The following is a 26,063-nucleotide window of genomic DNA, read 5'->3' as shown; positions in this document are numbered from 1 at the left end:
TGGAGCCAGTACACAGGGCTGTGCTCCGCCCGGGTCAGTCACGGAAACCATGAAGGAGTTGGCTGGCCAGGGCGATCGTCTTGTAGATTCGTATGAACAGAGGCCATCAGTAACCTCTCTGATTTTCCCTGGAAACAGTGAGCGCCGCGCAGGCGGAAAAGCGCGGCTCGCAAACAGAACGGCGGCGACGAGAATGCGGCTGCGCGCACTGCTGGACACCGACGCGCTGGGCCTCACGCTGCTCGGCGGCGAGGACGAGCTGGACCGCACCGTACGCGGGGTGATGACCACCGACCTCAGGGACCCCAGCCGTTACCTCTCGGGCGGCGAGCTGGTGCTCACGGGCCTGGCCTGGCGCCGGGACCCGGCGGACTCCGAGGCGTTCGTACGGCTCCTGGCGGGGGCCGGGGTCGCGGCCCTGGGTGCCGGTGAGGCAGAACTGGGGAACATCCCGGACGACCTGGTCGCGGCCTGTGCCCGGCACCGGCTGCCGCTGTTCGCGGTGCACGAGTCGGTGGCGTTCGCGTCGATCACCGAGCATGTCGTCCGGCAGGTGTCCGGTGAGCGTGCCGGGGACCTGGCGGCCGTCGTGGAGCGGCACCGCCGGATGATGACCTCGGGTCCGGCGGGTGGCGGCCCCGACGTGGTTCTGGACCTGCTCGGCTCGGACCTCGACCTGCGCGCCTGGGTCCTCTCCCCCGCCGGACGGATCATCGCGGGCTCCAAGGTCTCCGGACCCGCCCCGGCCCCCGACGTGTGCGCGGCACTGGCGGCCGAGCATCTGACGGCGGCCCGCACCGGCAGACGCGGACCCCACCGGGTGGCGGTGGGCGCCGTGACGTACTCCCTCTTCCCCGTCCGCGGCAGCAGCGGCACCGCCGCGCCGGGCGGCTCACGGGACGTGCGCGAGAGCCTGCTGTCCGACTGGCTGCTCGCCGTCGAGGCGGACGCCGGGGACTGGCCTGCGGAGCGGCTCGATCTGCTCCAGGGCGTCACGCAGCTGATCGCGGTCGAGCGCGACCGGCGCGACGCGGAACGCGTGGTGCGGCGACGGCTCGCCCAGGAGGTCCTGGAGCTGGTGCAGACGGGCGCCGCGCCCGCCGAGATCGCGGCCCGGCTGCGGGTCGCCGCGCCGGTCCTGCTGCCCGGCCTCGGCGCGGCCCCGCACTGGCAGGTCGTCGTGGCCCGCGTGGACTGGGCCGGCGGCGTGATCGAGGGCGGCCCGGTGGCCCAGGCGTTGCTGGAGGAAATCCTCGTCGCCCCGGTCCTGACGGGCCCGGAGCACTCCGACCGGATCGCCGTGGCGCATACGGGGGACGAGGCGATCGCCCTCGTACCGCTGCCGGCGGTGTCGTCGGAGCACGACGGTTCGGAGGCGGGGATTCTGGCCGAGGAACTGCTCACCCGCGTACGGGACCCGCTGTCCGCGGGTCTGGACGACGACGGGCGGCTCACGATCGGCGTCAGCGCGGCCGTGCACTCGGCGGAGGGGCTGCGCGGGGCGCTGGAGGAGGCGCGGCACGCCCGCCGGGTGGCCGGGGCGCGCCCCGGCCGGGTGTGCGCGGCTGGCCACCAGGAACTGGCCTCCCACGTGCTGCTGCTCCCGTTCGTCCCGGACGACGTCCGCCGCGCCTTCACGGCCCGCCTCCTCGACCCCCTGCGGGACTACGACCGGCGCCACCGGGCCGAACTGATCCCGACACTGGAGGCGTTCCTGGAGTCCGACGGCTCGTGGACGCGGTGCGCCGCGCGGCTGCATCTGCACGTCAACACGCTGCGGTACCGGGTGGGGCGGATCGAGCAGTTGACGGGCCGTGATCTGTCGCGGCTGGAGGACAAGCTGGACTTCTTCCTGGCTTTGCGGATGAGCTGAGCCCAGGACGCCGTGCGGCGCCGGAGGTCCGGGGCGCGCGGCCCCGACGCACGCCGGGCGGGACCGGTCGCACGGCAACCCGGGCCCGTCCTCTTCCCCGACTTTGTGAATTCTTTCACCCACCCTCTTGGCCCGGCACCGTGATTCGTGCTGAGATTCCGCCACCACTCAACAGCTCGATGGCGTGCTGGGCCTGTTCTTCGGATCAGGCAGGTGCAGAGGCGCGGTGCCTTGCGCCACGCGACCCCGAGCTGATCCGAAGGACAGGACCTTGGGGAGGGCAACGTGGCGTACACCGCCATGTCTGGTTCCGGAACGAACTCTGGTGACGATCCACTCCAGACCGCGGTATGGCGGCTGCGCTCACGCGCCTGCTGGGCGGACGCGGCGGCGCTGCTCGACCCGGCAACGCCCGACGCCTCGCTCCAGCGGGCCGCGCTGCTCGTGGAACGGTGCCTCTACACCGAGCAGGGCTGGGGAGAGGCCGAGGACGCGCTGCGTACGGCGGAGGCGGTGGCCCGGAGCGACGACGAGCGGGGCGCGGCGGCATGTGAGCGCGGGCAGCTGGCGTACGCGGCGACCCTGCTCGGCGTACGGGACCGCGCCGACGAGGCGCGGGCCGCGCTGGGGCGGGCGGCGGCGCTGATCCCGCCGGGGGCGCCGGGGCGCGCCGTGCTGGACTTCCGGCGGGGGCTGCTGGCCGAGAACCTGGCGCGTTCCCCGCAGGCGGCGCGGGCCGCGTACCGGCGGGCGCACGCGGGGGCCACCGCGCACGCCGATCCGCTGCTGCTGTCGTTCACATGGCGTCATCTGGCCGGACTCGCCCTACGTGACGGGGAGTTGGCGGAGGCGCGGCACGGGTTCAGCGAATCGCTGCGGATCCGGGAGGAGTTGGGGTATCTCGTGGGGACGGCGCCCGCGCTGGCCTCGCTCGCCGATGCGGAGTCCGAGCCGGAGGCTTCGCGGCTGCGGGCCGAGGCGGGGCGGTTGTTCCGGTTGCTCGGGGGCGTTCCTACCTGGCTGGCGCGGCAGTTGGCTCCGCCGGCGGCTTCCGCGTAGTGCGTCACGCGGGCGGGGTGGAGCGGTTCGGTCGTGGGGCGAGTGCGGGTCCGCCGTGGCTGAGCGCGCCCACGCGGCAAAGCCGCACATCAGATACAGCCCCGCGCCCCTGAGGTTGGGTCAGTGAGCGCCTGTCACATGGTTCCGTACCAGCGACTGGACCGCTGACACGTCCCCTGCCGTCAAGGCGTCCAGCAGGGTTCCGTGATCTGCCGCGTCCGCCATGAGGGCCGATCGGCTCGTGTCGGCCTTCGTGTCCACGAGGGGCCACTGGGCGCGGCGGTGGAGGTCGTCGGCGATCCGGACCAGCTGGCTGTTGCCGGCGAGGGACAGGACCGCGCGGTGGAAGGCTCGGTCGGTCTCCGCGTAGGTGGCCCGGCAGCCGGTGGACGCCGCCTGGGCCGTCGCCTCGGCGAGGGGGCGGAGTTCCGTCCAGCGTTCGGCGGGTACCGTGGCGGCCAGCCGGAGCAGCACCGGGAGCTCGATCAGGGCGCGGATCTCGGCCAGCTCGGCCAGCTCCCGGGCGCCGCGTTCCACGACGCGGAAGCCCCGGTTGGGGACGACCTCGACGGCGCCCTCCAGCGCGAGCTGCTGCATCGCCTCGCGGACGGGCGTCGCGGACACCCCGAACCGGTCGCCCAGCGCGGGGGCCGAGTACACCTCGCCGGGCGCCAGCTCGCCCCCGACGAGCGCGGCGCGCAGTGCGTCGAGGATCTGGCCGCGCACGGAGGACCGCTGGACGACGGGACGCGCCCGCGCGGGGCCGGACGGTGCCGTGCGAGGTCCCGGGATCGGCTGTTCGCTGTGCGTGTGCTCACCCCGGGCGCCGTCGACAGACGCACCGGCACCCGTGGTTCCGCGAGCCGTCGACCCGCTCACCCCTGGGCCCCACCCGCGGTCCACGTCCGCGGCCCTGAGCTGCGGCGGAACGCGTACGGCCGGCGGGTGTGCAGCCGGGGCCCTCGTCTCGGGCGAGCCGTGCGCGCCCTGTGGGCCGGCGTGCTGCACGGGGGCCTCCTCCGGGCTAGATGGCACCTTGACGGCACATGGGGTCATTGCGGCGGGTTGTTACTCGCCCGTCAAGCACCATAGGCGCACATTCCGTCAGTTCAAATCCCGATTCGAGTCGAGGTTCGAATCCAGGCCGAATCCGGTGTTAAATCCCGATCACATCACAGGAAGGGCGGGTAAGGTAAGGCTTACCTTTGATCTTCGCGCGATCTATCGAGATGCGGTGGTCCCGACATGTCCGCTCCCGTACAGACCCGGTCCGCCGTCGCGGACGCGTACGACCGGCTCGCCGAGGCCTACCCGCACGCCGCAGTCATTGAGCTGGGCCCCGGCCAGGCGCATCCGCGCGGCGCCGGATGGGTCCGGGCCGCCGGGCTCGCGGCCGGCGACATCGACCTCGACTCCTTCCTCGCCTGGGACGACGAGCAGGTGCTGCGGGACTACGGGGAGCGGGGCCGCCCGGACGTCGTCGCGAGTTTCGGACTGCACCGGTACGCGTGGACCGCCTGCCTGCTGATCACCGTGCCGTGGTTCCTGCACCGCCGGGTGCCGCGACTGCCCGTCGAGGACGTCTCCTACCACCGCACCGACGGGCGCTTCGGCGTGCGCACCGGCACCTTCGCGTGCCTGCCCGACGACCCGGCGGCGAACCTGCCCGGAGCCCGGGTAGTCGCTGACGAGGAGGCGCTGCGGGGCGAGGTACGGGCGGCGCTCACCGAACACCTGGAGCCCGTGCTCGGCGGTTTCGGGCCGCGGATGCGGCGGCGCGGCCGGGCCCTGTGGGGCGTGGTCACCGACGACGTCGTGGAGGGCCTGCACCACATAGGCCAGGTCGTCGGCGAAGCCGACCGCGCGCGACGCGAGCTGGAGCTGCTGCTGCCGGGCTCGACGCGGCCGTTCGTCGGCTCGGCCGGCTTCCGGGACGCGACCGGGCCGGACGGCGCGCCTCTGCCCACCCGCGACCGGGCCAGCTGCTGCTTCTTCTACACGATCCGCCCGGACGAGATGTGCGACAACTGCCCGCGCCTCTGCGAGAACACCCGCGTGGCCAAGCTGACGGACGCCGCCGCGAGTTGAGGCACCCTCAGCAATCGACCCCCTCCCCGGAGAGCGGGCACGGCGTGCCGTAGGATCGCCGCCGTAGATCACGTTCGACTGGGGCTCCCCATCGTTACGGGCACTTCACAAGTTCCTCACTTGTCGCAGGAACTTTCCGTGGAACCACCCGTACGGGTAGTCTTATTCGAACTCAACTCCCGCCCCTCAAGCGGCAGTTCGAGCAGAATGTCGCCCTGAGCATCCCCTTGCACCTCCTTAGGCGGCCTCTTGCCCCGAAACCCCCTGAGGGCTGAGGGGATTGGGCCACTATGGCGGGCGTTACGCCCTATCCCAATGCAAGGGACCCCAGATGAGACTGACCGACATATCGCTTAACTGGCTGCTTCCGGGCGCCGTACTGCTCCTGGGCGTGCTGGCGGCGGTGGCGGTGCTGGCGCGCGGCAAGCGCTCCTCGGGGGCGAAAGCGAGCCAGGACGACTCGTGGGAGCGCACCGAAGAGCGCCGCAGGCGCAAGGAAGCCATTTTCGCCACGGCGTCCTACGTACTCCTCTTCTGCTGTGCGGCGGTCGCCGCGGCGCTCTCCTTCCACGGACTCGTCGGCTTCGGCGAGCAGAACCTGAACCTCACCGACGGCTGGCAGTACCTCGTCCCGTTCGGTCTGGACGGAGCGGCGATGTTCTGCTCCGTGCTCGCGGTACGCGAGGCCAGCCACGGTGACGCGGCCCTCGGTTCCCGGATGCTCGTGTGGACGTTCGCGGCCGCGGCCGCCTGGTTCAACTGGGTGCACGCCCCCCGCGGTCTCGACAACGCGGGCGCCCCGCAGTTCTTCGCCGGCATGTCCCTGTCCGCCGCGGTGCTCTTCGACCGCGCGCTGAAGCAGACCCGCCGGGCCGCCCTGCGCGAGCAGGGTCTGGTGCCGCGTCCGCTGCCGCAGATCCGTATGGTCCGCTGGGCGCGGGCGCCCCGTGAGACGTACAAGGCCTGGTCGCTGATGCTCCTGGAAGGTGTGCGCAGCCTGGACGAAGCGGTCGACGAGGTCCGTGAGGACCGCCGCCAGAAGGAGCAGGCGCGCCTGCGCCGGCGTGAGCAGGAGCGGGCCGAGCGCGCGCACCTCAAGGCGATCAGCCGGGGCCACCGCGGCCCGTTCGGCGGCGGTGGCGGCGGTGGCGGTCAGCAGGTCGAGGTGGAGCGGGCGCCCGCCCAGGTCACCTCGGACCCTGCGATATCCTCCTCCGCGGAGCAGCTGCCCCTGCGCGCCCGTCCCTCCCTCCAGCCTGTCCGTGGCAGCAGTGACTCGATCACTGTCGACCTCACGGCGGAGGACGACACGATGGCCCTGCCCCGCCTGGACTCCCTGGAGCGCAAGCTCCGGGACCTCGAGCAGCAGTACGGCTGAGCGACGCTGCTGAGCACGAGTTGAGCGCGAACCGAGCGCTACCGACATGGGGGCGTGGCCTGTTCAGGCCGCGCCCCCGTTCAGTTCGAACCACACCGCCTTGCCCACTCCGTGCGCCCGCACTCCCCACGCGTCGGCGAGGGACTCCACGAGAACCAGACCTCTGCCATTGGTGCTGTCCTCGGCGTTCGGGGCGCGCAGTCCCGGCCTGCGTCCCACGAAGTCCCGTACCTCCACGCGTAATCCGCGCGGCGAGACGGTCGCCGTCAGTACCGCGTCACGGTCGGTGTGGACCAGCGCGTTGGTGACCAGCTCACTGGTGAGCAGTTCCGCTATCTCCGAGCTGCCGGGCCTCCCCCAGTGCCGCAACAGCTCACGCAGTGCCCTGCGGGCCTCCGGTACCTCCCGCAGATCCGAACAGCCCAGCCTGCGCCTCAATTGCGGCGCCTCCCCCCGGTGCACGCCACCGTCATCGCCGATGGCATTGCCGTCGTCGTGGTTGTCGTGGTTGTCGTGGTTGTCGTTGCCGTCGTCGTCGTAGCCGTCGTCGTACTCGGTCGTTTCCTCCGCCGTTTTCACCGAGAAGGCCCCGATAGCTACGGGACCGCCTCCTCGCGCCTGCCTCTTCATGACCCCCGCCCGGACGCCGGTGTACTGTCCCCTCCTGATCGAACGCGTTCACGGGATCCATGCCCCCGACCTGAACACGGCAGTCATGTCGAATCCTCAACGACCGGATGTACGGGGCTGGTCGGACCGTTCCTGGCCGGATCAGGACCTCGGTCGTGCCCGTCGGGCGCTGCTGGAGGGGCGTTTGGAGCGGACGCTGCGACAGTTCACGCGCCCGTCCAGTCATGGACGGGCGCGTGAGAGTGGTGGATCGGCCGAACCGTCCAGGGCGGGCTGCCGATCCGGCCGTAGGTCACTTCCCGCCGATGCCCTTCGTGCCGATGTGGATGATCCGGTGATCCCGGGTCGTGCCGACGACCAGCTTGGTGGTGTCGGCCGTGCTCCCCGAGCCCCAGGTCAGCGTGATGCCGGCCTCCGTGTGGTCGGCGGTGCCGTTGTCGGTGACCGTCCAACGGACGGGGACGTTCTGGGCGCGCAGGACACCGTCCGCGTGGTTCTTCTCCTCCCAGGCGACCAGCTTCTTCAGGTAGTCGGGGTGGATGTAGTGCTTGCGGAGTTCCGCCGCGAGCTTTCCGCCGTTGCCGGGGCCGCTCTGGGCGTCGATGCAGGCGCCGTAGAAGTCGGCGATGCGCGTCACGGAGTCGGACGGGCTGCCGGTCACCGTCCGGGGCGCCCAGGCGGCTGCTTGGGCCGGGGTCGCCTGGGCCGAGGCGGTCAGCGCCAGCGGGAGGGCGGTGACGGCCGCGATACCGAGGGCGAGAGCGACGGCACGGCGGGCGGGCCGGCGAGAGAGGGGGCGGCGGTTCATTTCGGTGTTCTCCCCGTGAGTGATCAGTCGATGATCAGTTGAGCCGCTGATCGCTGGAACCGGCTCGGTATGGCCGGTCGGTACCGCCGGTCAGTAGAGCTTCTTGACCGCCGTGGTCGTCGTCTTCTTGAAGGCCTTCACCGGGGCACCCGTGAAGTCACCCAGCTGGCCCCATTCCACGACCGTGACGGCGCGGCCGTCCCGGCCTACCGACAGAAGGTGGATGTCGGTGGCGCCGTACGAGGTCTCGGTGTGCAGTCCGTAGACGTGCGCGCCCTCCTCTACCGCGAGCGTGCCGTAGTCCCTGGACTCGGCCTCGATCTCGGGGTCGGCCTGCTCGATCCGCGCGGCGCACGAGCGCATGTCCTTGTTGAGCCGCTCGGCGAGAGCCTTGGCCTTGGCGTTGCTGGCGGCGACGAGCGTGAGCTGGACGGCGCCGGTGTCCAGTTCGGTGCGGAACTCGCGGTAACGGGAGTCGTGGCCCGGCAGCGCCCCGCCGAAGCAGGACTTCAGCTCGTCCGGGACCCCCTTCTTGACCCGGCCCGCCGTCCAGGCGGAGCTGGGGTGCGGCGGCAGTTCGGCGGCCGAGAGGAACTTGGGCTGGGCCGGGGCGCTCGGCTTCGCGGTGGCGCCGGCCGGGGCCGCGAGGGCGAGCCCGGCCGCGGCGAGGGCCGTGAGTGCGGAGAGCGCGGTGATCAGGCCGGCCCTGGTGGCCCGGGTGGAGGTGGCGGTGGTGGCCTGGGCATGGCGAGTACGCATGGGTGTCCCCCGTGTCTGGGTGCACGACTGTGCACGGTTCTGCATGGCTGGGTGATGTCGGATGTCGCCGCGCCGGGTGGTCGATCCGGCGGCGGTCGGTGCGACGTCCACAGCATCGGCCGCCACCCGGGGCAACCGCAATGGCCGACACGCGATCCGCGACGGTGGAACCATCCCGCCCCCTCTGACGTGCAGGTATATGGAGTGCCTGGGATGCGGTTCCGGGACACGAGGATCGGATGAGGACGGGGGAAGGGTGTGTCGACGTACGACGACGTGGCGGAGTTCGCGGCGCTGCTGACGCGGCTGAAGGGGCGTACGGACCGCAGTTACGGCTCGCTGGCCCGGCGCCTGGGCATGAACACCTCCACCCTGCACCGCTACTGCTCCGGCGACACGGTCCCGCTGGACTTCGCGCCGGTCGAGCGGTTCGCCGCGCTGTGCGGGGCGTCGCCGGAGGAACGCGTGGAACTGCACCGCCGGTGGATCCTGGCGGTGGCGGCACGGCAACGCGCACGTACACCGGCAGGACCGGAGACATCCGCGGAGCCGGAGACATCCGTGGAACCGGGCAGATCCGTGGAGGCGGAGACATCCGTGGAGCCGGACAGGTCCGCCGAAGCGGGCACGTCCGCCGAAGCGTGTACGCCCGATACGGGGGACGCCCCCGCAGAGCACGCCGTCCCGGACGTGTCCGCTCCCGCCGGCCGTCCCGCTGCCCGGCGTCCCTGGTACCGCCATCGCCGGATCGCGGTCACCACGGCCGTGGCCGGCACGCTCCTCGCCACACTGGGCACGCTGGGCAGCCTGTCGGCCCTGTCCACCGACCGCTCCCCGTCCGAGGCGCCCTCGACCCGGTCGCCCTCCCCGGCCAAGGTCTCCCCCGCGCCGATCACCTGGACCGCGAACTCCCAGGCCTGGTCGCTCGGCTGCGGCCACGACTACGTCATCGCCAAGGCACCGGATCAGGTCCCACCGCCGCCCACCGCACAGGACGCCGCTCCCTGGGCGGCGAGCCAGCACGCGGTGCACGGAGGCGACACCAACGTCGAGATCTCGGTGCAGGGGCGGACCTCGACGGCGGTGGTCCTGGAGGCACTCCGGGTCCGGGTGGTCGGGCGGAGCGATCCCGCCGAGGGCACCGCGTACTCCATGGACCAGGGCTGCGGCGGCTCGATCACTCCCCGGTACTTCTCCGTCGACCTCGACAAGGACCGGCCCATCGCCCGCTCGGCGCCCGGTTCCGATGCGGGGACGCCGATCCCGGCGGTGCGCTTCCCCTACCGCGTCTCCGCCCAGGACCCGGAGGTACTGCTGGTCACCGCCCGGACGGTGACATGCGACTGCCGCTGGTACCTGGAGCTCGACTGGTCCTCCCAGGGCCGCACCGGCACCGTCCGCATCGACGACGCGGGACGCCCGTTCCGGACCAGCGGTATCAAGGGGCTGCCCCGCTACTGGTACTCGACGCGCGAGTGGGTTCTGCGCACGGACTGAGCGGCCCTTTCCCCCGAACCCGTCGTCACCTCTCCCAGACGGCGGCGGCCGTACGGTCGTCCGCGTATCCCTTGACCCGGACCTGGATGTCCGCCAGGAACGCGGCGAGGCCGGGCGGGGTGCCGCCGGACCAGCGTTCCGTGAGGTACTCGCACAGCTCGGGCTCGCCGCGCAACGGCTCGGCGAGGCCGCCGGTGCACAGCAGGAGCGTGTCCCCGGGGCGGGCGACGGAGGCGCGGAAACGGAAGGGTTCGCGGGGCGGTTCGGGGGCGGGCTCGTACGGGCTCGGAGGTGTGGTGATCCCGAGGTCCATGGTGAGCCGGTCCCCGTCCGGGGTCTCGTGGGGCAGCGAACCGAATCCGACGACGGGTTCACCGGCCGGGAGCTCGGTGACCCGCGGTTCGATGTCCTGCCACTCGCCGCCCCGGAGCCGGAACAGTCCGCCCGCGCCGACGCCGAAGAAGACGCGCGTACGGCAGTCCGGGTCGGCGGGGAGCAACAGGCAGCGCAGGCCCGCGGCGTACTCCTCGGGCTCGATGCCCTGTTCGGCGGCGCTCGCCCGGAGCTTGCCGAGGCTGCGGTCGGTGAGCCGGTGCAGCCCCGACTTGAGGTCACCGCGCCGGGCGGCACGGAGATCCTCGGCGAGCCGGACATGGCTGCGCCCCACCGCGCGCCCGATCCACTGGCAGGCCTCGGCTGCTGCCCGGTGCGCGCCCGGTGTGGCACGGGCGCCGGTCGCCATCGCGATGAGGACGAGCGCGTGGTCGCCCGTTCCGAAGCGGGCGGTGAGCAGGGAGTCGCGGCGGGGCTCGCCCCGGAAGCGCGCGGAGTCCCCGCGCAGCGAGACGGCCCGAAGTGTGGAGGCGCCGTAGTGCGCCCCGTCGAGCACGGTGTCCGGGACGAGGTCGCCCAGGTCGTCGGGGTCGGCGGGCGGGAGGGCGGTTGGTTCGGGGGCGTAGGTGGGGGGACCTGAGCCGACGTGGTCGACGGTGGCGGGAGGTTCGTCCACGGTGAGGGCGGAGGAGGGGAGCGCGGGTGTCCCGGGGCTCTCCGGCGGCTCCTGCGCCTCCGGTGTCTCGGACGGCAGCGCGGGGATGTCCCGGCGGGTGCGGGTACGCAGGGCGCGGGCCAGGAGGAAGGAGGAGTTGGCCGGGGGGCCGCCCTGGGCGGGATCGGGGGTGGCGTCGTGTGGGGGCCGGGTCGTCGGTGCGGCCCGGTCGGAGTGCGGCCCGTCCGGAAAACCCTCCCCGGACGACGCGGAGGTGGAAGCGGAGACGGAGCCGGCCGCGGCGGCCGGACGCGGCGGAGCGCCCCACACGGCGTCCGTGGCTTCCGCCATGCCGGCGCCTGCTTCCTGGGCGCTCTCGCGGGCCGATCCGGCACCCCCGTCCACGAAGGCGGCGTCGGGCGCGGGTGGCTGCGTACGGTCGTGGAAGCCCGGGGGCTTGGGGCCCGGCGGGAAGGACGTGGGGCCCGAGGGCATGGCGGCCGGCGGCTCCCAGGGGGCGCGGGGCTGCCTGGGCCCGCTGGTCCGCCCCGCGTCCGCCGTCCCGTAGGAGACACCGCCCCGCTGCGGCGGAAGTGCCGACACCGGACGGGACACGGGCATCGGAGGCGGCACGGGCCGCGAGGGCGGTGTCGGTGGCGGTGGCGGCAGCTGTGGCGGAGCCCCCGCTCCCGGCTCGTCCCACTCCGAAAGGGCGCCGGAGGCACCCAAGGTGTCCCCCGACACGGTGTCTCGCCCGAACAGCGCGCCTGTCCCGTCCTGCCCCGGAATCGCATCGGACTTCGCGGCGTCGACCGTGCCCGACGCCGAGGCGAACCGGTCGTCCAGGGAGTCGCCCGCGGCCGTGGGCCCGGTGTCCTCGGTGGAGTCGTCGTACAACTGCCCCCACCAATCGTCCTCGTGACCGGTGGACCTCTCCCCCTGCTGGCTCATGACCTCAATTGTCCACCGGATGGGCCGGTTGAAAACGGGGCATCAGGAAAATCCGGCGGGGTGTCCCGTCGGGAACGGCGTGTTCGACGGCGTGTCGGATGACATGTCGAACGTCCGTACGAAACAAGCCGCCGGGCGGCCCCACCCCCCACGGGAGAACCGCCCGGCGACGCCTGACGGGCCTGTACCGGCCCGCTCCGACCCGAGTGTGACCGGTTTTCCTTGGGTTCCGCTGTGGTTCGCGGAGGCGACACCGTGGCGGTGGGACGGGTGGTACAGAGGTGTGCGAGCGGGTTCGCGTCGTGGCCGGTTTCCGTCTGACCTGCGGTGTCCCGCGTCCTCCGGCACTCTGGGCAGATGGGAGCATGGGATCTCCTGCTGATCGGCCTGGTCATGCTGTTCGGTCTGTGCGGAGTTCTGGTGCCCGGGGTACCGGGGTCGTGGCTCGTGTGGGCCGCGGTCCTGTGGTGGGCGCTGAAGGATCCGCGGGCGGTCTCGTGGTGGGTGCTCGTGGGCACCACCGGCGTGCTGTTCCTGTCCCAGGTGGTCCGCTGGCAGCTCCCCCCGCGCCGGCTGCGGGCGGGCGGCGCCACCCCCCGAATGGCGGTGTACGCCGGGATCGGCGCCCTTCTCGGCTTCTTCCTGCTGCCCGTGCTCGGCGCGTTCCCCGGTTTCGTGGGCGGCGCCTATCTCCATGAGCGACTGCGGCTCGGCCGGCACGGCGAGGCGGTGGCGGCGGTACGGCGGGTGATGCGGGCGGGCGGCACCAGCGTCTTCGTCGAACTCTTCACCTGCCTGCTGATCGCGGGTGCGTGGCTGGGCGCCACACTCTGGGGTTGACGCGTCGGATCTCGTACCGTCCGCGCCACCGGATCCGCCCTGGGCCGAGGGCGGGCCCCACGCCGGGGCCCGCAGCCGCTCGCAGACGCCTGCCCCCTGACGGCTCACAGCCCCCTGAGGTCGGCCAGGTTGATCCTGTCGGCCATGGCCCGCATGCCGGCGTCGTTGAAGTGGAGGTGGTCGCCGGGGTCGTAGGCGGCGCGCATGCGGTGCGGGAACGCCGGGTCCCGTACGGCGGCGTCGAAGTCGACGACCGCGTCGAAGATGCCGCCGGTGCGGATGAAGCTGTTCACCTCCCGGCGTACGGACTCGCGGGCCTCGCTCCACCGGCCGTGGCCGCCGTACGGCGTGATGGTGGCGCCGATGACGCGGATGCCGCGGGCGTGGGCGCGGGCAACGAGCGACTTGTAGGCCTCCACGAAGGCGCGCGGGACGGTCTGTTCGGGGGTGCCGTTGATGTCGTTGATGCCCTCGAACACGATCAGCACGCGCACTCCGGTCCGTGAGAGGACGTCGGTGTCGAAACGGGTCAGGGCGCGTGGGCCGACTCCGTCGAGGAGGACGCGGTTGCCGGAGATACCCGCGTTGAGGACGCCGAGACGGCGGTTCGGGGGCAGTGCGGCGAGCCGGTCGGCCAGGCGGTCGGGCCAGCGGCGGTTGGTGTCGGTGGTCGTGCCGCCGCCGTCGGTGAGGGAGTCGCCGAGCGCGACCACACTGCCGGTGGCAGGAGCGTCGAGGACGTCGACGCCGGTGACGTAGTACCAGGAGCTGAGGGTCTTGGTGTAGGCGTCGCCGTCCTCCGCGGCGGCCCAGTCTCCGCTCGGGGCGAGGAAGTTGGTCTGCTTGGCCGTGCGGTGGTAGGTCGCCGGGCCTGAGTCCCCCGGCGTGTGGACCGTGACGAGCAGGTTGGTGTCGGCGGGTACGGCGAGCGTGACGGCGTCGGTGACCCGGTCCTCGCCCGCCGGGATCGTCACCGTGGGGGCGCCCGCGAAGGTGGCCGTACGCATCGAGCCGGGCGCGGCGTCAGGGCTCTTGGGTTCGCCGGGTTCCTGGAGGGCGACGGTGACGGCGCCGAGGCGGAGGGGCCGGGTGCCGAGCCGGTTGGTGAGGCGGACGCGGAGCGCGCTGCCGCCGACGCTGACGTGCAGGACGTTGCGGTAGGTGGCGCCGGGCCTGGCGGGGACGGTCCCGGAGGCGGCGGCCTCCCAGGTCCCGGTCCAGACGCGGGGAACGGGGGTTTCCCGCACGGGAGACGGGACAGGGGCCGGGGGCGGTGCGGGGGTGCTCCCCGTGTCGGCTCTCGCTGAGGGCGGGGCGAGGGCCAGGGCGGTCACCAGGGCCGCGAGGGTGTGCCGAACCATGATCGCGCGGGTCATGTGCGCATGGTTCCCCGAGCGGTCGGCCGCGCCAACGCCATGTCACACCCATGGCGGCGCGCACGTATGTTCGCACGTACACCCGCGTTTCCGCTGCGCCTGCCGGAGCCGTCGTGTTTGGCTTCCGGCATGACCGAATTCAGCGCGGCCGAGCGTGCCTATCTCCGGAGCCAGCGACTGGGACGGCTGGCCACCGTCGACCCCCATGGACAGCCACAGGCGAACCCCGTCGGCTTCTTCCCGCAGGACGACGGGACGCTCCTGATCGGCGGTCGGTCGATGGGCACCACCAAGAAGTGGCGCAACCTGGAGAAGAACCCGAAGGTGGCGCTGGTCGTCGACGACGTGGTGAGCCTGAGCCCGTGGCGGGTGCGTGGTGTCGACATCCGGGGTGAGGCCGAACTCCTCACTGGCCCGCACGAGTTGGGCCGCCACTTCAGTGAGGAAGTGATCCGCGTCCATCCGAGGCGCATCCACAGCTGGGGCCTGGAGGAGAACTGAGGACTGGTCACGGTCACGGGGTCAGCGGGACGCCCTCCAGACCGAGCAGGTGACGCTTGCGGTCGAGGCCGCCCGCGTATCCCGTGAGGGAGCCGTCCGCGCCGATCACCCGGTGGCAGGGCCGCAGGACGAGCAGCGGATTGGCACCGATCGCCCCACCGACCGCCCGTACGGCGGCCCTTGGGGCCCCGATCCGCGCGGCGATCTGCCCGTACGTGGTGGTCTCCCCGTACGGCACCGAGTCGAGGGCATCCCATACGCGCTGCCGGAAGTCCGTCCCGGTGCTGCGCAACTCCAGCCGGAACTCGGTGAGTTCACCGGCGAAGTAGGCGGCGAGTTGCGCTTCCGCCGCCCGGAAGGGCCCGGGGTCGTGCCGCCAGCCCTGCTCAACACTCCGGCCGCCCTTCTGGCCGGGCACGGAGAGGGAGGTGAGCGCGCCCGACTCGTCGGCGGTGAGGAGGAGTTGGCCGAGCGGGCCGTCGAGGAAGGTCCAGTAGGCGGTGACGGAAGCGGTCGCGGAAACAGCGGGGTGTGTCGTCATGATGTGGGCTCCCACTCGCCTGCGGCGATGAGGTGATGGAGGGCGAACGAGCGCCAGGGGCGCCAGGTGTCGGGCACGTCCACGCCGGGCGGCGCGACGTCGGGGTCGCCGAGGGCACGGGCCCTGATGACGGCGAGGGTACGGGCGTCGAGTCCGGGCAGGGCGTGCAGTGCGCGGGGGGCCTCGTCGCGGTCGGCGCCGGGGTCGAGCCGCAGGGTGCCGTCCGCGAGGGCGGCGGTGAGGGCGCCGAGGGGGCCGCCCTCCGCCCTGGCGGCCTCCGCCAGGGCCGCCGGCTCGGGGAAGAGACGGGCGAGGGTGCCGACGGGGGCGTCGAGCAGCTTGCCGTACCTCGTCACGAGCCCCTCCCGCGCCGTCCTGCCCACCAGCGCACGCACGGCCGGTTCGGCCGGATCGGCGGCGCCGGGGACACGCAGGCCGGGCCGGAGCGCGACCAGGCGAGAGAGGCGGGGATCCGCGCCGAGGCGCTCGTCGACGGCTGGGGGCACCTCCCATGTCCGTTCAGGGCTATGGGGGAGGGTCCGAGGCAGGTCGAACAGGCGTCGCAGTCGCTGTACGGCGGTCGTCAGGTCCCGCAGGTCGGTGAGGTGCGGCCGGGCCTCCAGCCAGCGGCCCCGGGGCCTGGCCCCACGCTCCTCGACGGCGGCGATTCCGGTGCCGTACGGGAGGCGCAGCGTCCGGCGGTACGTACGGCCGCCCGGGCTGCCGCTCAGCTCCTCGACGCCGGGGACGGCCTCGAGGGCGAGCAGGCCGAAGACGGCGGCGGAGTGGTGGGGGCCGCGGTGGGAGAGGCGGAGGGGGATCCCGGGTGGGGTGGACGTGGACGCGGGGACGACGGCTCGGGGGGCCATCGCGCGGAGGGCGCTCGGGGTGGCCGCGTACACGGTTCGGATCGTGTCGTTGAACTGGCGCACACTGGCGGACTCGGAGGCGAACGCGATCTCCGTGACCGGCAGCGCGGTGGTCTGCAGGAGCACGCGTGCGGTGTGCGCCCGCTGGGCCAGGGCGACCGGGCCCGCCCCCAGGTCGGCGGTGAGCTGACGTTGCACCTGGCGGGTGCTGTATCCGAGCCGTCCGGCGAGCCCGGCGACTCCCTCCCGGTCCACGACTCCGTCGCCGGTCAGCCGCATCGCCCGGCCTGCGACGTCCGCGCGCACGTTCCACTCGGCGGAGCCGGGGACCGCGTCCGGGCGGCAGCGGCGGCAGGCCCGGAAGCCGGCGCCGTGCGCGGCGGCGGCCGTCGGGTAGAACCGTACGTTGTGCCGCTTCGGGGTGACGGCCGGGCAGCTGGGGCGGCAGTAGATGCCGGTGGTCTCGACGGCGAAGAGGGACTCGCCGTCGAACCGGGCGTCCCTGCTGCGGACGGCTGCGTACCTGGTGTCCTGGTCGGTCACGCTGTCCAGTCTGCGTCACGGAGGGAGGTGCGGCTGGCGGCTATCGGACACCACGTTTCCCACCCACCCGTCTCGGTACGTCTGCCGGGCGCCCCCGAACCTCGCGACGCGGCCTTGGCCCAGCCACCTGTTCATCGTCTGTGTTCAGCGCCGGCCCGCACCATCCAGCCCGTCCGGCGATTGAGGACAAGGCCCGTTCAGGGCCGATGGGGGTCTGGGGCGCAGCACCCAGGGACAGGGCGCACGGGGGCGAGAAACCCCCGCGCGCCCCGGTGCCCCTACCGCTGGCGACCTCGCTTCGCCTCCATCGCCGCCTTCCCCTCCGCCCCCTTCTTCTTCCAGTCCTTCCGGATCTCCGCCCGCAACCGCGCATCGGTCTTGGCGACGATGTACTGGTTCTCCCGCAGCAGCTTGCGGTAGCTCTCGAGCCGCCGCTGGGCCAGCGTCCCCGAGTCGAGCGCCGCCAGCACCGCGCAACCGGGCTCGGCCGTGTGGGCGCAGTCCTGGAAGCGGCACCCGGCGGCCAGTTCCTCGATCTCGGCGAAGACCTGCCCGACGCCGGTGCTCGCGTCCCAGAGGCCGACGCCCCGCAGCCCCGGTGTGTCGATCAGGACGCCCCCGCCGGGCAGCGCGAGCAGATTGCGGGTGGTCGTGGTGTGCCGGCCCTTGCCGTCGGCGTCACGGGTGGCCTGGACCTCCATGACGTCCACGCCGAGCAGCGCGTTCGCGAGCGTCGACTTGCCCGCACCGGACTGCCCGAGCAGCACGGCCGTACCGTCGGCGACAACGGCGGCGAGGACGTCGATGCCGTCCCCGTTGGTGGAGCTGACGGTGAGGACCGGCACCCCGGGAGCGGTGGCCTCCACGTCCTCGACGAGATACGAGAGGGTCGTCGCGTCCGGTACGAGGTCGGCCTTGGTGAGCACCACGACGGGCTGCGCGCCCGATTCCCAGGCCAGCGCCAGGAACCGTTCGACGCGGCCGAGGTCGAGTTCCACGGCCAGTGACACGGCGATGATGGCGTGGTCGACGTTGGCCGCGAGGATCTGGCCCTCGGAGCGCTTGGAGGAGGTGGACCGTACGAAGGCGCTCCGGCGCGGCAGATACGTACGGACGTAACGGGGGTCGCCGACCGGTTCGACCACTGCCCAGTCACCCGTGCACACGACCCGCAGCGGATCGTGCGGGGTGACGAACGCCGTGTCGGCGCGCAGCACTCCGTCGGCGGTGGCGACGTCGCACTGGCCGCGGTCGACGCGGATCACCCGCCCGACGAGCAGCCCTTCGGCGGCGTACGGGGCGTATGCGGTGGCCCATGCGTCGTCCCAGCCGTAGGGGACGAGCGGGTGGAGCGACGGAGCGGAACCGGTGGAGGCGGACGAAGCGGATGAAGCAGATGAGGTGGTTGAAGAAGACGAAGCCGAGAGGGAAGTCAAGGGAGACCCTTCACAAGGGTGGCCCCGGCACGCGCACGTGGGCGCGGAGAAGGTGGAAGGTCAGCCGGTGGCCACGGAGATGGACTTGATGAACTTCTGGATGCGGGCAGCGCCCATCGCAATGACAGTCATCGGGGTCACACCTCCTGGTCGTCACTCATCAGCACTCGGCCTGCGACGGCTGTCGCAGAAAGCTCTTTCACCCTAAGCGCGCCCCCGCTCTCCACGCCACCCGATATCCGGCTGAACAACTGAGGCCCCGCCAGCCGTAACTGATCGTGTGGCGGTTGGGACCGCACCGAGCGAAGGAGCACACCATGAAGGCGACCGCGCAGATCGGCGTCACCGGCCTGGCGGTGATGGGCCGTAATCTGGCCCGGAACTTCGCCCGGCACGGTTACACCGTGGCCCTCCACAATCGGACCCCCGCCAGGACCAAGGCGCTGGTCGAGGACTTCGGGCATGAGGGCGCCTTCGTGCCGGCCGAGACGGCCGAGGAGTTCGTGGCGGCCCTGGAGCGCCCCCGGCGGCTCATGATCATGGTGCAGGCAGGGGCTGCCACCGATGCGGTGATCGACGAGTTCGCCGCGCTCCTGGAACCCGGCGACATGATCATCGACGGCGGCAACGCCCACTTCACCGACACCCGCCGCCGGGAACAGGCGCTGCGCGGGCTCGGTATCCACTTCGTGGGTGTGGGTGTCTCGGGCGGTGAGGAGGGCGCGCTGCACGGGCCGAGCATCATGCCGGGCGGCTCCGTGGCGTCGTATGCCGCGCTCGGGCCGATGTTCGAGACGATCAGTGCCAAGGTGGACGGCGAGCCCTGTGTGACGCATGTCGGCACGGACGGCGCCGGGCACTTCGTGAAGATGGTGCACAACGGCATCGAGTACGCCGACATGCAGCTGATCGGCGAGGCCTACCATCTGCTGCGCCAGGTCGGCGGGTACGAACCCGCGCGGATCGCCGAGATCTTCCGCCAGTGGAACAAGGGCCGTCTCGACTCCTACCTGATGGAGATCAGCGCCGAGGTGCTCGCCCACACCGACGCCGCCACCGGCCGGCCCTTCGTGGACGTGGTGGCCGACTCCGCCGGGCAGAAGGGCACCGGCCGCTGGACCGTGCGGACCGCTCTGGAGCTCGGTTCCCCGGTCACCGCCATCGCCCAGGCCACCTTCGCCCGCGCCGCCTCGGGCCAGCGGGCCCTGCGCGCCGCGTATCGCGAGCTGCCCGGGGGCACCAGCTGGGACCTCACCGCGTACGAGGCGGAGCGCTTCGCCTGCCTGGTCGAGCACGCCCTGTACGCGTCGAAGCTCATCGCCTACGACCAGGGCTGGAAGATGATCCTGGACGCGTCGGCGGAGTACGGCTGGGACATCGACCTCGGCGCGATAGCGAGGATCTGGCGCGGCGGCTGCATCGTGCGCGCCGCCTTCCTCGACCGGGTCAGGGCCGCGTACGCCGCCGATCCCTGCCGGGTCACCCTGCTCACCGAGGAGGGGTTCGTGGCGGAGATCGCCGATTCGCAGGTTCCCTGGCGCGAGGTCGTGGCCACGGCCGCCCGGCACGGCGTCCCGGTCCCGGCGTTCTCCGCCGCCCTGTCGTACTACGACACCCTGCGCACCGAGCGCCTGCCGGCCGCCCTCACCCAGGGCCAGCGCGACTACTTCGGCGCCCACACCTACCGGCGTACCGACCGGGAGGGCCGCTTCCACACCCTCTGGGAGCGGGCCGACCGGAGCGAGACCGAGGTGATCTGACCTCCGTCCCGCCGAAGCGGGAACGGGCCGGCCACGTCCGTAGCGGTGTCGCTCGACGTGGCCGGCCCGGGTACGTACGGAGGGTTCAGCTCGTGCAGCTGCTGCCGTTCAGCGTGAAGTCGAACGGGGCCTCGTTCTTGCCCTGCCAGCTGGCGAGGAAGCCGAAGGAGACCGTGCCGTCGGCCGCGACGGACCTGTTGTAGTCGGCGGCCGTGGCGGTGACGCGGGCCCCGTCCTGGGAGAAGCTCGCGTCCCACATCTGGCCGACCTGCTGGCCGTCGCGGAAGCTCCAGGCGATGCGCCAGCCGTCGATGGCCTTCGCGGAGGTGACGTTGACGGTGGCCTGGAAGCCGTCCGGCCACTCGTTGACGAGGTCGTACTCGACCTCGCAGGACACCGGTTCGCTCTTGTCGGGGCTCGGCTTCGGCGTCTCGCCGCGCGCGGCGGAGGTGGAGGTGCCCTGGGGCGCCGGGCCGGGCTTGTCGGCGGGCGGCGGCGGAGACGTTTCCGGGTCCGACTGCCGGGGGACCGGGGACTGGGTGGAGCCCGCGGGGACGGTCAGGCCGGACGGCAGGACGGACGCCGGGTCCACCACGGGCTTTCCGTCGGTCGCGCCGCCCTTCGCGGAGGGGTCGTCGCCGGAGCCGTTGAAGGGCATCAGCGAGACCGTGAGCGCCAGCGCGGAGACGATGACGGCGGCGACCAGGATCGCGGTACGGCCAATGCGCGGGCGGTACTCCCCGATGGTGAGACCGGTGTTGATGCCCGCTTCGGAGCGCCCGCCGAGCAGACCGGCCTCGGCCGCGCGGCGGCGCCGTTCCAGGTAGGCGAGTCCGCCCCAGCCGATGACGCCGCCGGCGAGCGCGGCGGGCAGCCCGCCGATCCCGCCGTACAGCCGCAGGCAGGCGGCGGCCTCGGCGCACTCCACGCAGGTCGCGAGGTGCCGGGAGAGGTCCTCGGGGATCTCGGCGCCCTGCGACCGGGTGACCGCGTCGAGCAGCCGGGCGAAGCGGCGGCAGTCGGGGCTCATCGGGGTGTCGAGCAGGTTGCGCTGGCAGCGGTCCCTGAACAGGACGCGTACCTGGGCGAGTTCCTCGGCGACGCTCTCCGGGTCGAGGCCGAGCCGGCGGGCCACCTGGGGCAGTGGCAGCGCCTCCACCTCGGCCAGCCAGAGCAGGATGGCGTCCGGTTCCTGCATGTCGCGCAGGGCGCGCAGGGCGAGCGGGCGGCGCAGCGGCGGCCCCACGTACCGGGCCGCCTTGTCGGAGTTGAGCCACAGGCGCAGGTCGGGGTCGAGATGGTTGCCGTGCCCGGTCTCCTCCCAGGACGCGGCGGTACTGCGAACCGCCGCCAGCAGCAGGGGTATCCAGGGCAGGCGGGGTATGCGGCGCCCGGTGTTGCGGGCACCGAAGTCGGCGGCCCGGGCCGCGTGGATACCGTGCGTGAACGCCTCGGCGGCCAGTTCGGTGCCGGCGGACGAGCCGGACGTGCACAGGTCGGCGTACGAGAGGACCGCGTCCCAGCACTCGGAGAACAGCGCGGCTTCGGCGGCGTCCTGAGGGGTCGGCAGATCTGGCATATGGGGGGACTCCAGCATCAACGGCTTGCACACGCCAACGTCAAGGTCAACTGACCCCACGAGCAGGGGAGTTGGGGACCGCTTCGCGAAACGGAGCCCGAGCTTTTCACGTTTCACGCACAACTGACAAGCGACGTATCCACATGTCGCAACATGTCAACGCGGGCTCGCCGTAAAGTAATCGCGAAGTGGGAAAAACGACCGGATTCGTTCCCTTGAACCATGGTCACCGTCCCCCCATACGGATCGCGGCGGTGTTCCGTTCAGACCTTCGGCGCCGGATCCCGGGCCGGCAGGCTGTCCATGAAGGAACTGACGGAGAAGACGGCGCGGCCGGGGCCGGGTTCGCCGTAACCGGGGGGCGAGTCGAGGCCGAATTCGTCCATCGTGGCGCGGTAGGCCTCCAACAGGCGGATGTGGTACTCCAGCGGCGCGCCCTGGGGGTTGGCCTTGCCGAGCGGGGTGGTGGGCTCGGGGCACCAGGTGGTGAAGCGGGGCGTGATGCCGTGCGACATGAAGAAGCGCAGGCCCTCGGTGGTGGAGGCGATCGCCTCGTCGACCGTCGTGAAACCGGACGGCGCGGCCATCTCCACACCGGCCACGAAGTTGGGGATGACGTTGCGCGCGCCGAAGACCTCCGCCGAGTCGAGGATGCGCTTGTGCCACTCGTCGCGGCCCACGTAGCGCTCCTTGCCGGGGCAGTAGAGCTCGAAGAGCTTCCGGTCCCACACCTCGTAGTTGGGGTGGTAGATCTGCACGCCGTAGTCCTTGAAGCGCTGTACGTCGTCCTTCGGGAGCGCCTGGGCGACGACCTTGCCGATCCAGCGGCCCGGGAAGTGCTCCTCGATGGCCTTGGCGTACATGCCGTAGAAGTCGGCCTCGTCACGGCCCTGGAGCTTGGAGGTGATGGCGCCGCCGGTGAGGGTGTAGGCGGTGGAGGCCTTCGCCGTGTCGTAGCGGTCGATGATCTCCAGGGCCTCCAGGACCTCGTCGACGTCCTTCACGCCCGTGTAGGGCCGTCCGGCCGCCTTGTGCTGGCGCCAGTTGTGGTTGATGTCGCAGTACTGGCACTCCTCCTTGGCGCCGAAGTACTGGCAGACGCGGAAGACGGTCAGGTAGATCAGATAGCCCCACTGGATGGTGGGGGCGACCTCCATGACGGACTTCCCGCTGGAGAGGGTGTGCCGGTAGTACTCCGGCATGGGCGGCACCCCGACGTCGGAGATCCGCTTCCCGTCGAGGTAGAGGCCGAGCACGCCGTCGCCGTCGGCGGCCACCCGGTAGGGCGAGGCGGGGTTCACACGCACCGAGACCACGGTCCGGCGCAGGTCGTAGGGGCCACCGGTGAGGATGATCTCCTCCGGCGGCCGGCGCAGCGCGGCCTCGCCCAGTTCGGGGAGGGTGCCATGGTCGAAGGAGAAGATGAAGTAGGACTTCGGCTTGACGTCGCCGCCCTCATTGTCGCTGAGCGCGGACGGGTCGAAGGCCACACCACCCCTGAGCAGGTCCTCTTTGAAGACGGCTTCCCGCGGTACGTGCGGAAAGCGCTCCATCAGATCCTCGACCAGCGCGGTGCGGCTGCCCATCCCGTGTCTCCTCCAGCTCCGGCGGTACTCCGGCGTTCGACTCCTCACGGTATGCCCCCGCCTGCGCGTCCGGGGCCGCGGGGCCCCTCGGGCATGCCCCACGCCCCTGCGTGAGAGGGTCGACGCACCTGAGCGGAGGGACGGACCCGATGGCCGAGACGCTGACCAACTGGGCGGGCAACATCATCTACACGCCCACGGAGCTGCACCGACCGCGATCCCTGGACGCCCTGCGGGCGCTCGTCGCCGAGAGCGCGCGGGTGCGGGTACTGGGCAGCGGGCACTCCTTCAACGAGATCGCCGAGCCGGGCGACGGCGGTGTCCTGCTCTCCCTGGCCGGGCTGGAGCAGGAGGTCGACGTCGACACGACGGCCCGTACGGTCCGGGTCGGGGGCGGGGTCCGGTACGCGGAGCTGGCGCGGGTCGTCCACGGGCGCGGGCTCGCCCTGCCGAACATGGCGTCCCTGCCGCACATCTCGGTGGCGGGGTCGGTGGCGACCGGTACCCACGGTTCGGGTGTCGGCAACGGTTCGCTCGCCGCCCCGGTGCGCGAGGTCGAGCTGGTCACGGCGGACGGTTCGACGGTGACGATCACGCGGGGCGAGGAACGGTTCGAGGGCGCGGTCACCGCTCTCGGCGCTCTGGGCGTGGTCACGGCCCTCACCCTGGACCTGGAGGCGGACTTCGGGGTCGAGCAGTACGTGTTCACCGAACTGCCGCTGGACGGGCTGGACTTCGAGGCCGTGGCGGGCGCCGCGTACAGCGTGAGTCTGTTCACCGACTGGCGTGCGCCGGGCTTCCGACAGGTGTGGCTGAAGCGGCGTACCGACCAGGCTGGGCCGGACTTCCCATGGGCCACGCCCGCCACCGAGGCGATGCACCCGGTGCCGGGGATGCCGGCCGTGAACTGCACCGAGCAGTTCGGGGTGCCGGGGCCCTGGCACGAGCGACTCCCGCATTTCCGGGCGGAGTTCACACCGAGCAGCGGCGAGGAGCTCCAGTCGGAGTACCTGCTGCCGCGCCCGTACGCCCTGGACGCCCTGCGCTCGCTGGACGCGATCCGGGAGGTCGTCGCGCCGGTGCTCCAGGTGTGCGAGGTCCGGACGATCGCCGCCGACACCCAGTGGCTGAGTCCGGCGTACGGGCGGGACAGCGTGGCGTTCCACTTCACCTGGGTGGCGGACACCGACGCGGTACTGCCCGTGGTCCGGCGGGTCGAGGCGGCGCTGAACCCGTACGGTGCGCGTCCGCACTGGGGCAAGGTGTTCGCCGTACCGGCGGAGGTGGTGCGCGGACGGTATCCGCGGCTGACGGACTTCGCGGCGCTGGCGGCCTTCCTGGACCCCTCGCAGAAGTTCACGAACGCGTTCGTGCGGGAGGTCCTCGGTGACTGACCTCGGCCCAGGTGCGCCGCCACGTGCGCGGGGACTTTCTTCAGCCCCTTTCCTAACCCCTTGTCGAACCTCCCCCACTGCCCGTAGCCTTGCGCCGCGCCGGTGCCGTCGTGCTCCGGTCTGTCCGCATTCAGATCCGCACTGAGGTCTGCACGGCGAGGGGGCAAGCCCGGTGGTGAAGCGCACATCACGTGACATCCGCACCGCGAACCGCTACGAGGTGCTGCGCCAGATCATCGCCGAGTCACCGACGTCCCGGCAGGAGCTGGCCGCCGCCACCGGGCTCAGTCTCGCCACGGTCGCCACGCTCGTCGGGGAGCTCCTCGACCTGCGGATGCTGACCGAGGTCGGCTTCGAGGACTCGGCCGGTGGCCGCCCGAGGGGGCTCGTGGCCGTCAATGCGGCGGGCGGCGCCCTGATCGGCGTCGACATCGCGGAGACCTACGTCCGGGCCGAGCTGTTCGACCTGGGGCTGAACGTCCTGGCCCGCGCCGCCGAGCACATGCGCCCCGGCGAGAGCCGCCCCGAGCAGGTGGTCGGGCATGTCACCACGGCCGTCGGTTCGGTGGTCGCGCAGGCCGGGATCGAGGGCGCCCGGGTCCTCGGCGTCGGGGTGAGTGTGCCGGGCCAGGTGGACCGGGTCACCGGTGTCGCCGAGTACGCGCCGAACTGGGACTGGCACGACGTACCCCTCCTCGACCTGCTCACCGAGCACATCGCCTATCCGCTGCACCTGGACAACCCGCTGCGTGCCTGCGCCGTGGCCGAGCTGTGGTTCGGGGCCGCGCGCGGACACGCCAACGCGGTCGTGGTGAACCTCGGGACGGGCGTCGGCGCCGGCCTGGTGATCGGCGGCGGGGTGCACCGGGGGGTCAGCAACAGCGCCGGGGAGTGGGGGCACACGACCCTCGTCCTGGACGGGCGCCTGTGCCACTGCGGCAACCACGGGTGCGTCGAGACGTATGTCGGTGCGCCCGGAATCATGCTGAACCTGAGGGAGTTGGACCCCGGCGGCGCGCTGCTGCACCCCGAGGACCAGACGGCGACCGTCGACGCGCTGGCCCGTGGGGTCGCCGCCGGTGATCCGGTGGCCGTCAAGGTGGTCCGGGACACCGCCCGTTATCTGGGCGCCGGCATCTCCGACCTGGTGAACCTGCTCAACCCCGAGATCGTCGTGCTGAGCAGCTGGGTCGCGGCCACGCTCGGCGAGCCGCTGGTCGCCGAGGTCCGCGAGGCCGTGGCCCGGCACGCGCTGAAACGGCCCCTGGCGGCCACCGAGATCGTCCTCTCCCCCATCCCCGGGGACCCGGTGTGCCTGGGCGCGGCGACCTTCGCCCTCGAAGGCGCCCTGTCCTCGGTCACCCAGCGGTCGTCGGCCGCCCGGCGCGGCGCTCCGGTGCCGCTGAAACCAGTCTGATCCAACTCTCAACCACCTATGCGCGAACCGTCTTTGAGACGGTCCGCCAGTCCGCCGCGTCCGATATTCCGAACGGTCCGCAACGTTTCGAACGGGCTTCGTCCAACCCCTTGCCGAAGGCTTAGCCGAAGGTTAACGTCCCGCTCCGCAACCTCATTTGAGCCATCTGGCGCTGAAGCGACAGGGCTGC

The 26,063-nt window shown here is 72.1% G+C and carries 21 protein-coding genes; 10 read left to right on the top strand and 11 right to left on the bottom strand.

The window, feature by feature from the left end:
* Window positions 1–193: 193 nt before the first annotated feature.
* Together IEY89_RS12150 and IEY89_RS12145 are read left to right on the top strand one after the other, a co-directional pair.
* Window positions 194–1,873, top strand: coding sequence for a PucR family transcriptional regulator (locus IEY89_RS12150; RefSeq protein WP_189147364.1), 1,680 nt, complete (start codon window positions 194–196; stop codon window positions 1,871–1,873).
* Window positions 1,874–2,158: 285 nt separating this feature from the next.
* Complete coding sequence (locus tag IEY89_RS12145; protein ID WP_189147363.1) at window positions 2,159–2,932, top strand: hypothetical protein; 774 nt, start codon at window positions 2,159–2,161, stop codon at window positions 2,930–2,932.
* 120 nt (window positions 2,933–3,052) lie between these two features.
* On the opposite strand, the gene IEY89_RS12140 is transcribed toward IEY89_RS12145, so the two are convergent.
* Window positions 3,053–3,940 (bottom strand): GntR family transcriptional regulator, encoded by an 888-nt coding sequence (locus IEY89_RS12140; RefSeq protein ID WP_189147362.1) that lies wholly within the window; start codon window positions 3,938–3,940, stop codon window positions 3,053–3,055.
* Between the two features lie 237 nt (window positions 3,941–4,177).
* Here IEY89_RS12140 and IEY89_RS12135 point away from each other — a divergent pair, with 237 nt between their 5' ends.
* Both IEY89_RS12135 and IEY89_RS12130 read left to right on the top strand, forming a co-directional pair.
* Window positions 4,178–5,020: a (2Fe-2S)-binding protein gene (locus tag IEY89_RS12135; RefSeq protein ID WP_189147361.1), complete on the top strand. Its 843-nt coding sequence runs from the start codon at window positions 4,178–4,180 to the stop codon at window positions 5,018–5,020.
* 331 nt (window positions 5,021–5,351) lie between these two features.
* On the top strand, window positions 5,352–6,398 hold the full coding sequence (locus tag IEY89_RS12130) for a DUF2637 domain-containing protein (RefSeq protein ID WP_189147360.1): 1,047 nt from the start codon (window positions 5,352–5,354) through the stop codon (window positions 6,396–6,398).
* 63 nt (window positions 6,399–6,461) lie between these two features.
* Here IEY89_RS12130 and IEY89_RS12125 read toward each other — a convergent pair whose 3' ends face one another.
* From IEY89_RS12125 to IEY89_RS12115, 3 genes are all read right to left on the bottom strand, one after another.
* On the bottom strand, window positions 6,462–6,878 hold the full coding sequence (locus IEY89_RS12125) for an ATP-binding protein (RefSeq protein ID WP_229695193.1): 417 nt from the start codon (window positions 6,876–6,878) through the stop codon (window positions 6,462–6,464).
* 442 nt (window positions 6,879–7,320) lie between these two features.
* Window positions 7,321–7,836: a hypothetical protein gene (locus IEY89_RS12120; RefSeq protein WP_189147358.1), complete on the bottom strand. Its 516-nt coding sequence runs from the start codon at window positions 7,834–7,836 to the stop codon at window positions 7,321–7,323.
* Window positions 7,837–7,926: 90 nt separating this feature from the next.
* Window positions 7,927–8,595, bottom strand: coding sequence for a hypothetical protein (locus IEY89_RS12115; protein WP_189147357.1), 669 nt, complete (start codon window positions 8,593–8,595; stop codon window positions 7,927–7,929).
* Window positions 8,596–8,853: 258 nt separating this feature from the next.
* On the opposite strand from IEY89_RS12115, the gene IEY89_RS12110 reads away from it, so the two are divergent.
* Entirely contained in the window at window positions 8,854–10,092 is a 1,239-nt protein-coding gene (locus tag IEY89_RS12110; protein ID WP_189147356.1) for a helix-turn-helix domain-containing protein, read from the top strand.
* A gap of 25 nt (window positions 10,093–10,117) precedes the next feature.
* On the opposite strand, the gene IEY89_RS41490 is transcribed toward IEY89_RS12110, so the two are convergent.
* Complete coding sequence (locus IEY89_RS41490; RefSeq protein WP_268240730.1) at window positions 10,118–12,031, bottom strand: protein phosphatase 2C domain-containing protein; 1,914 nt, start codon at window positions 12,029–12,031, stop codon at window positions 10,118–10,120.
* A 357-nt stretch (window positions 12,032–12,388) separates the two neighbouring features.
* On the opposite strand from IEY89_RS41490, the gene IEY89_RS12095 reads away from it, so the two are divergent.
* Window positions 12,389–12,871: a DUF456 domain-containing protein gene (locus IEY89_RS12095; protein ID WP_189147355.1), complete on the top strand. Its 483-nt coding sequence runs from the start codon at window positions 12,389–12,391 to the stop codon at window positions 12,869–12,871.
* 104 nt (window positions 12,872–12,975) lie between these two features.
* Here the strand turns inward: IEY89_RS12095 and IEY89_RS12090 are convergent, their stop codons facing one another.
* Window positions 12,976–14,247: an SGNH/GDSL hydrolase family protein gene (locus IEY89_RS12090; protein ID WP_189147354.1), complete on the bottom strand. Its 1,272-nt coding sequence runs from the start codon at window positions 14,245–14,247 to the stop codon at window positions 12,976–12,978.
* Between the two features lie 129 nt (window positions 14,248–14,376).
* Here IEY89_RS12090 and IEY89_RS12085 point away from each other — a divergent pair, with 129 nt between their 5' ends.
* Window positions 14,377–14,748: a PPOX class F420-dependent oxidoreductase gene (locus IEY89_RS12085; protein WP_189147353.1), complete on the top strand. Its 372-nt coding sequence runs from the start codon at window positions 14,377–14,379 to the stop codon at window positions 14,746–14,748.
* A 13-nt stretch (window positions 14,749–14,761) separates the two neighbouring features.
* Here IEY89_RS12085 and IEY89_RS12080 read toward each other — a convergent pair whose 3' ends face one another.
* The 3 genes from IEY89_RS12080 to rsgA form a co-directional block, all read right to left on the bottom strand.
* Window positions 14,762–15,289, bottom strand: a complete 528-nt coding sequence (locus IEY89_RS12080; protein WP_189147352.1) for a methylated-DNA--[protein]-cysteine S-methyltransferase — start codon at window positions 15,287–15,289, stop codon at window positions 14,762–14,764.
* A complete protein-coding gene (locus IEY89_RS12075; protein ID WP_189147351.1) occupies window positions 15,286–16,701 on the bottom strand; it encodes a bifunctional transcriptional activator/DNA repair enzyme AdaA in 1,416 nt (471 codons plus the stop codon). Before IEY89_RS12075 ends, IEY89_RS12080 begins: the two co-directional genes overlap by 4 nt.
* 278 nt (window positions 16,702–16,979) lie before the next feature.
* Window positions 16,980–18,137, bottom strand: a complete 1,158-nt coding sequence (gene rsgA, locus IEY89_RS12070; RefSeq protein WP_189147350.1) for a ribosome small subunit-dependent GTPase A — start codon at window positions 18,135–18,137, stop codon at window positions 16,980–16,982.
* 317 nt (window positions 18,138–18,454) lie between these two features.
* On the opposite strand from rsgA, the gene gnd reads away from it, so the two are divergent.
* Window positions 18,455–19,897, top strand: coding sequence for an NADP-dependent phosphogluconate dehydrogenase (gnd, locus tag IEY89_RS12065; protein WP_189147349.1), 1,443 nt, complete (start codon window positions 18,455–18,457; stop codon window positions 19,895–19,897).
* Between the two features lie 85 nt (window positions 19,898–19,982).
* Here the strand turns inward: gnd and IEY89_RS12060 are convergent, their stop codons facing one another.
* Window positions 19,983–21,476: a cellulose-binding domain-containing protein gene (locus tag IEY89_RS12060; protein ID WP_189147348.1), complete on the bottom strand. Its 1,494-nt coding sequence runs from the start codon at window positions 21,474–21,476 to the stop codon at window positions 19,983–19,985.
* 263 nt (window positions 21,477–21,739) lie between these two features.
* Complete coding sequence (locus IEY89_RS12055; protein WP_189147347.1) at window positions 21,740–23,062, bottom strand: radical SAM protein; 1,323 nt, start codon at window positions 23,060–23,062, stop codon at window positions 21,740–21,742.
* Window positions 23,063–23,211: 149 nt separating this feature from the next.
* Here IEY89_RS12055 and IEY89_RS12050 point away from each other — a divergent pair, with 149 nt between their 5' ends.
* Together IEY89_RS12050 and IEY89_RS12045 are read left to right on the top strand one after the other, a co-directional pair.
* Window positions 23,212–24,456 carry an FAD-binding protein gene (locus IEY89_RS12050; RefSeq protein ID WP_189147346.1) on the top strand — a complete coding sequence of 415 codons (1,245 nt, stop codon included), beginning with the start codon at window positions 23,212–23,214 and terminating at the stop codon, window positions 24,454–24,456.
* A 175-nt stretch (window positions 24,457–24,631) separates the two neighbouring features.
* Window positions 24,632–25,873, top strand: coding sequence for an ROK family transcriptional regulator (locus IEY89_RS12045; RefSeq protein ID WP_189147479.1), 1,242 nt, complete (start codon window positions 24,632–24,634; stop codon window positions 25,871–25,873).
* The last annotated feature ends 190 nt before the right edge of the window (window positions 25,874–26,063 follow it).

Origin of the sequence: Streptomyces lacrimifluminis (assembly GCF_014646095.1) — a bacterium.
Lineage (GTDB): Bacteria > Actinomycetota > Actinomycetes > Streptomycetales > Streptomycetaceae > Streptomyces > Streptomyces lacrimifluminis.
The sequence above is the reverse complement of the archived record's forward strand: the minus strand, read 5'-3'. Positions and strand labels throughout refer to the sequence as shown.

What these genes read in the sequence shown, in the direction of transcription:
- IEY89_RS41490 (WP_268240730.1), bottom strand. Translation starts at nt 12,031, where the DNA reads ATGAGCCAGCAGGGGGAGAGGTCCACCGGTCACGAGGACGATTGGTGG.
- IEY89_RS12095 (WP_189147355.1), top strand. Translation starts at nt 12,389, where the DNA reads ATGGGAGCATGGGATCTCCTGCTGATCGGCCTGGTCATGCTGTTCGGT.
- IEY89_RS12115 (WP_189147357.1), bottom strand. Translation starts at nt 8,595, where the DNA reads ATGCGTACTCGCCATGCCCAGGCCACCACCGCCACCTCCACCCGGGCC.
- IEY89_RS12090 (WP_189147354.1), bottom strand. Translation starts at nt 14,247, where the DNA reads ATGACCCGCGCGATCATGGTTCGGCACACCCTCGCGGCCCTGGTGACC.
- IEY89_RS12055 (WP_189147347.1), bottom strand. Translation starts at nt 23,062, where the DNA reads ATGGGCAGCCGCACCGCGCTGGTCGAGGATCTGATGGAGCGCTTTCCG.
- IEY89_RS12050 (WP_189147346.1), top strand. Translation starts at nt 23,212, where the DNA reads ATGGCCGAGACGCTGACCAACTGGGCGGGCAACATCATCTACACGCCC.
- gnd (WP_189147349.1), top strand. Translation starts at nt 18,455, where the DNA reads ATGAAGGCGACCGCGCAGATCGGCGTCACCGGCCTGGCGGTGATGGGC.
- IEY89_RS12085 (WP_189147353.1), top strand. Translation starts at nt 14,377, where the DNA reads ATGACCGAATTCAGCGCGGCCGAGCGTGCCTATCTCCGGAGCCAGCGA.
- IEY89_RS12135 (WP_189147361.1), top strand. Translation starts at nt 4,178, where the DNA reads ATGTCCGCTCCCGTACAGACCCGGTCCGCCGTCGCGGACGCGTACGAC.
- IEY89_RS12150 (WP_189147364.1), top strand. Translation starts at nt 194, where the DNA reads ATGCGGCTGCGCGCACTGCTGGACACCGACGCGCTGGGCCTCACGCTG.
- IEY89_RS12080 (WP_189147352.1), bottom strand. Translation starts at nt 15,289, where the DNA reads ATGACGACACACCCCGCTGTTTCCGCGACCGCTTCCGTCACCGCCTAC.
- IEY89_RS12060 (WP_189147348.1), bottom strand. Translation starts at nt 21,476, where the DNA reads ATGCCAGATCTGCCGACCCCTCAGGACGCCGCCGAAGCCGCGCTGTTC.
- IEY89_RS12120 (WP_189147358.1), bottom strand. Translation starts at nt 7,836, where the DNA reads ATGAACCGCCGCCCCCTCTCTCGCCGGCCCGCCCGCCGTGCCGTCGCT.
- IEY89_RS12130 (WP_189147360.1), top strand. Translation starts at nt 5,352, where the DNA reads ATGAGACTGACCGACATATCGCTTAACTGGCTGCTTCCGGGCGCCGTA.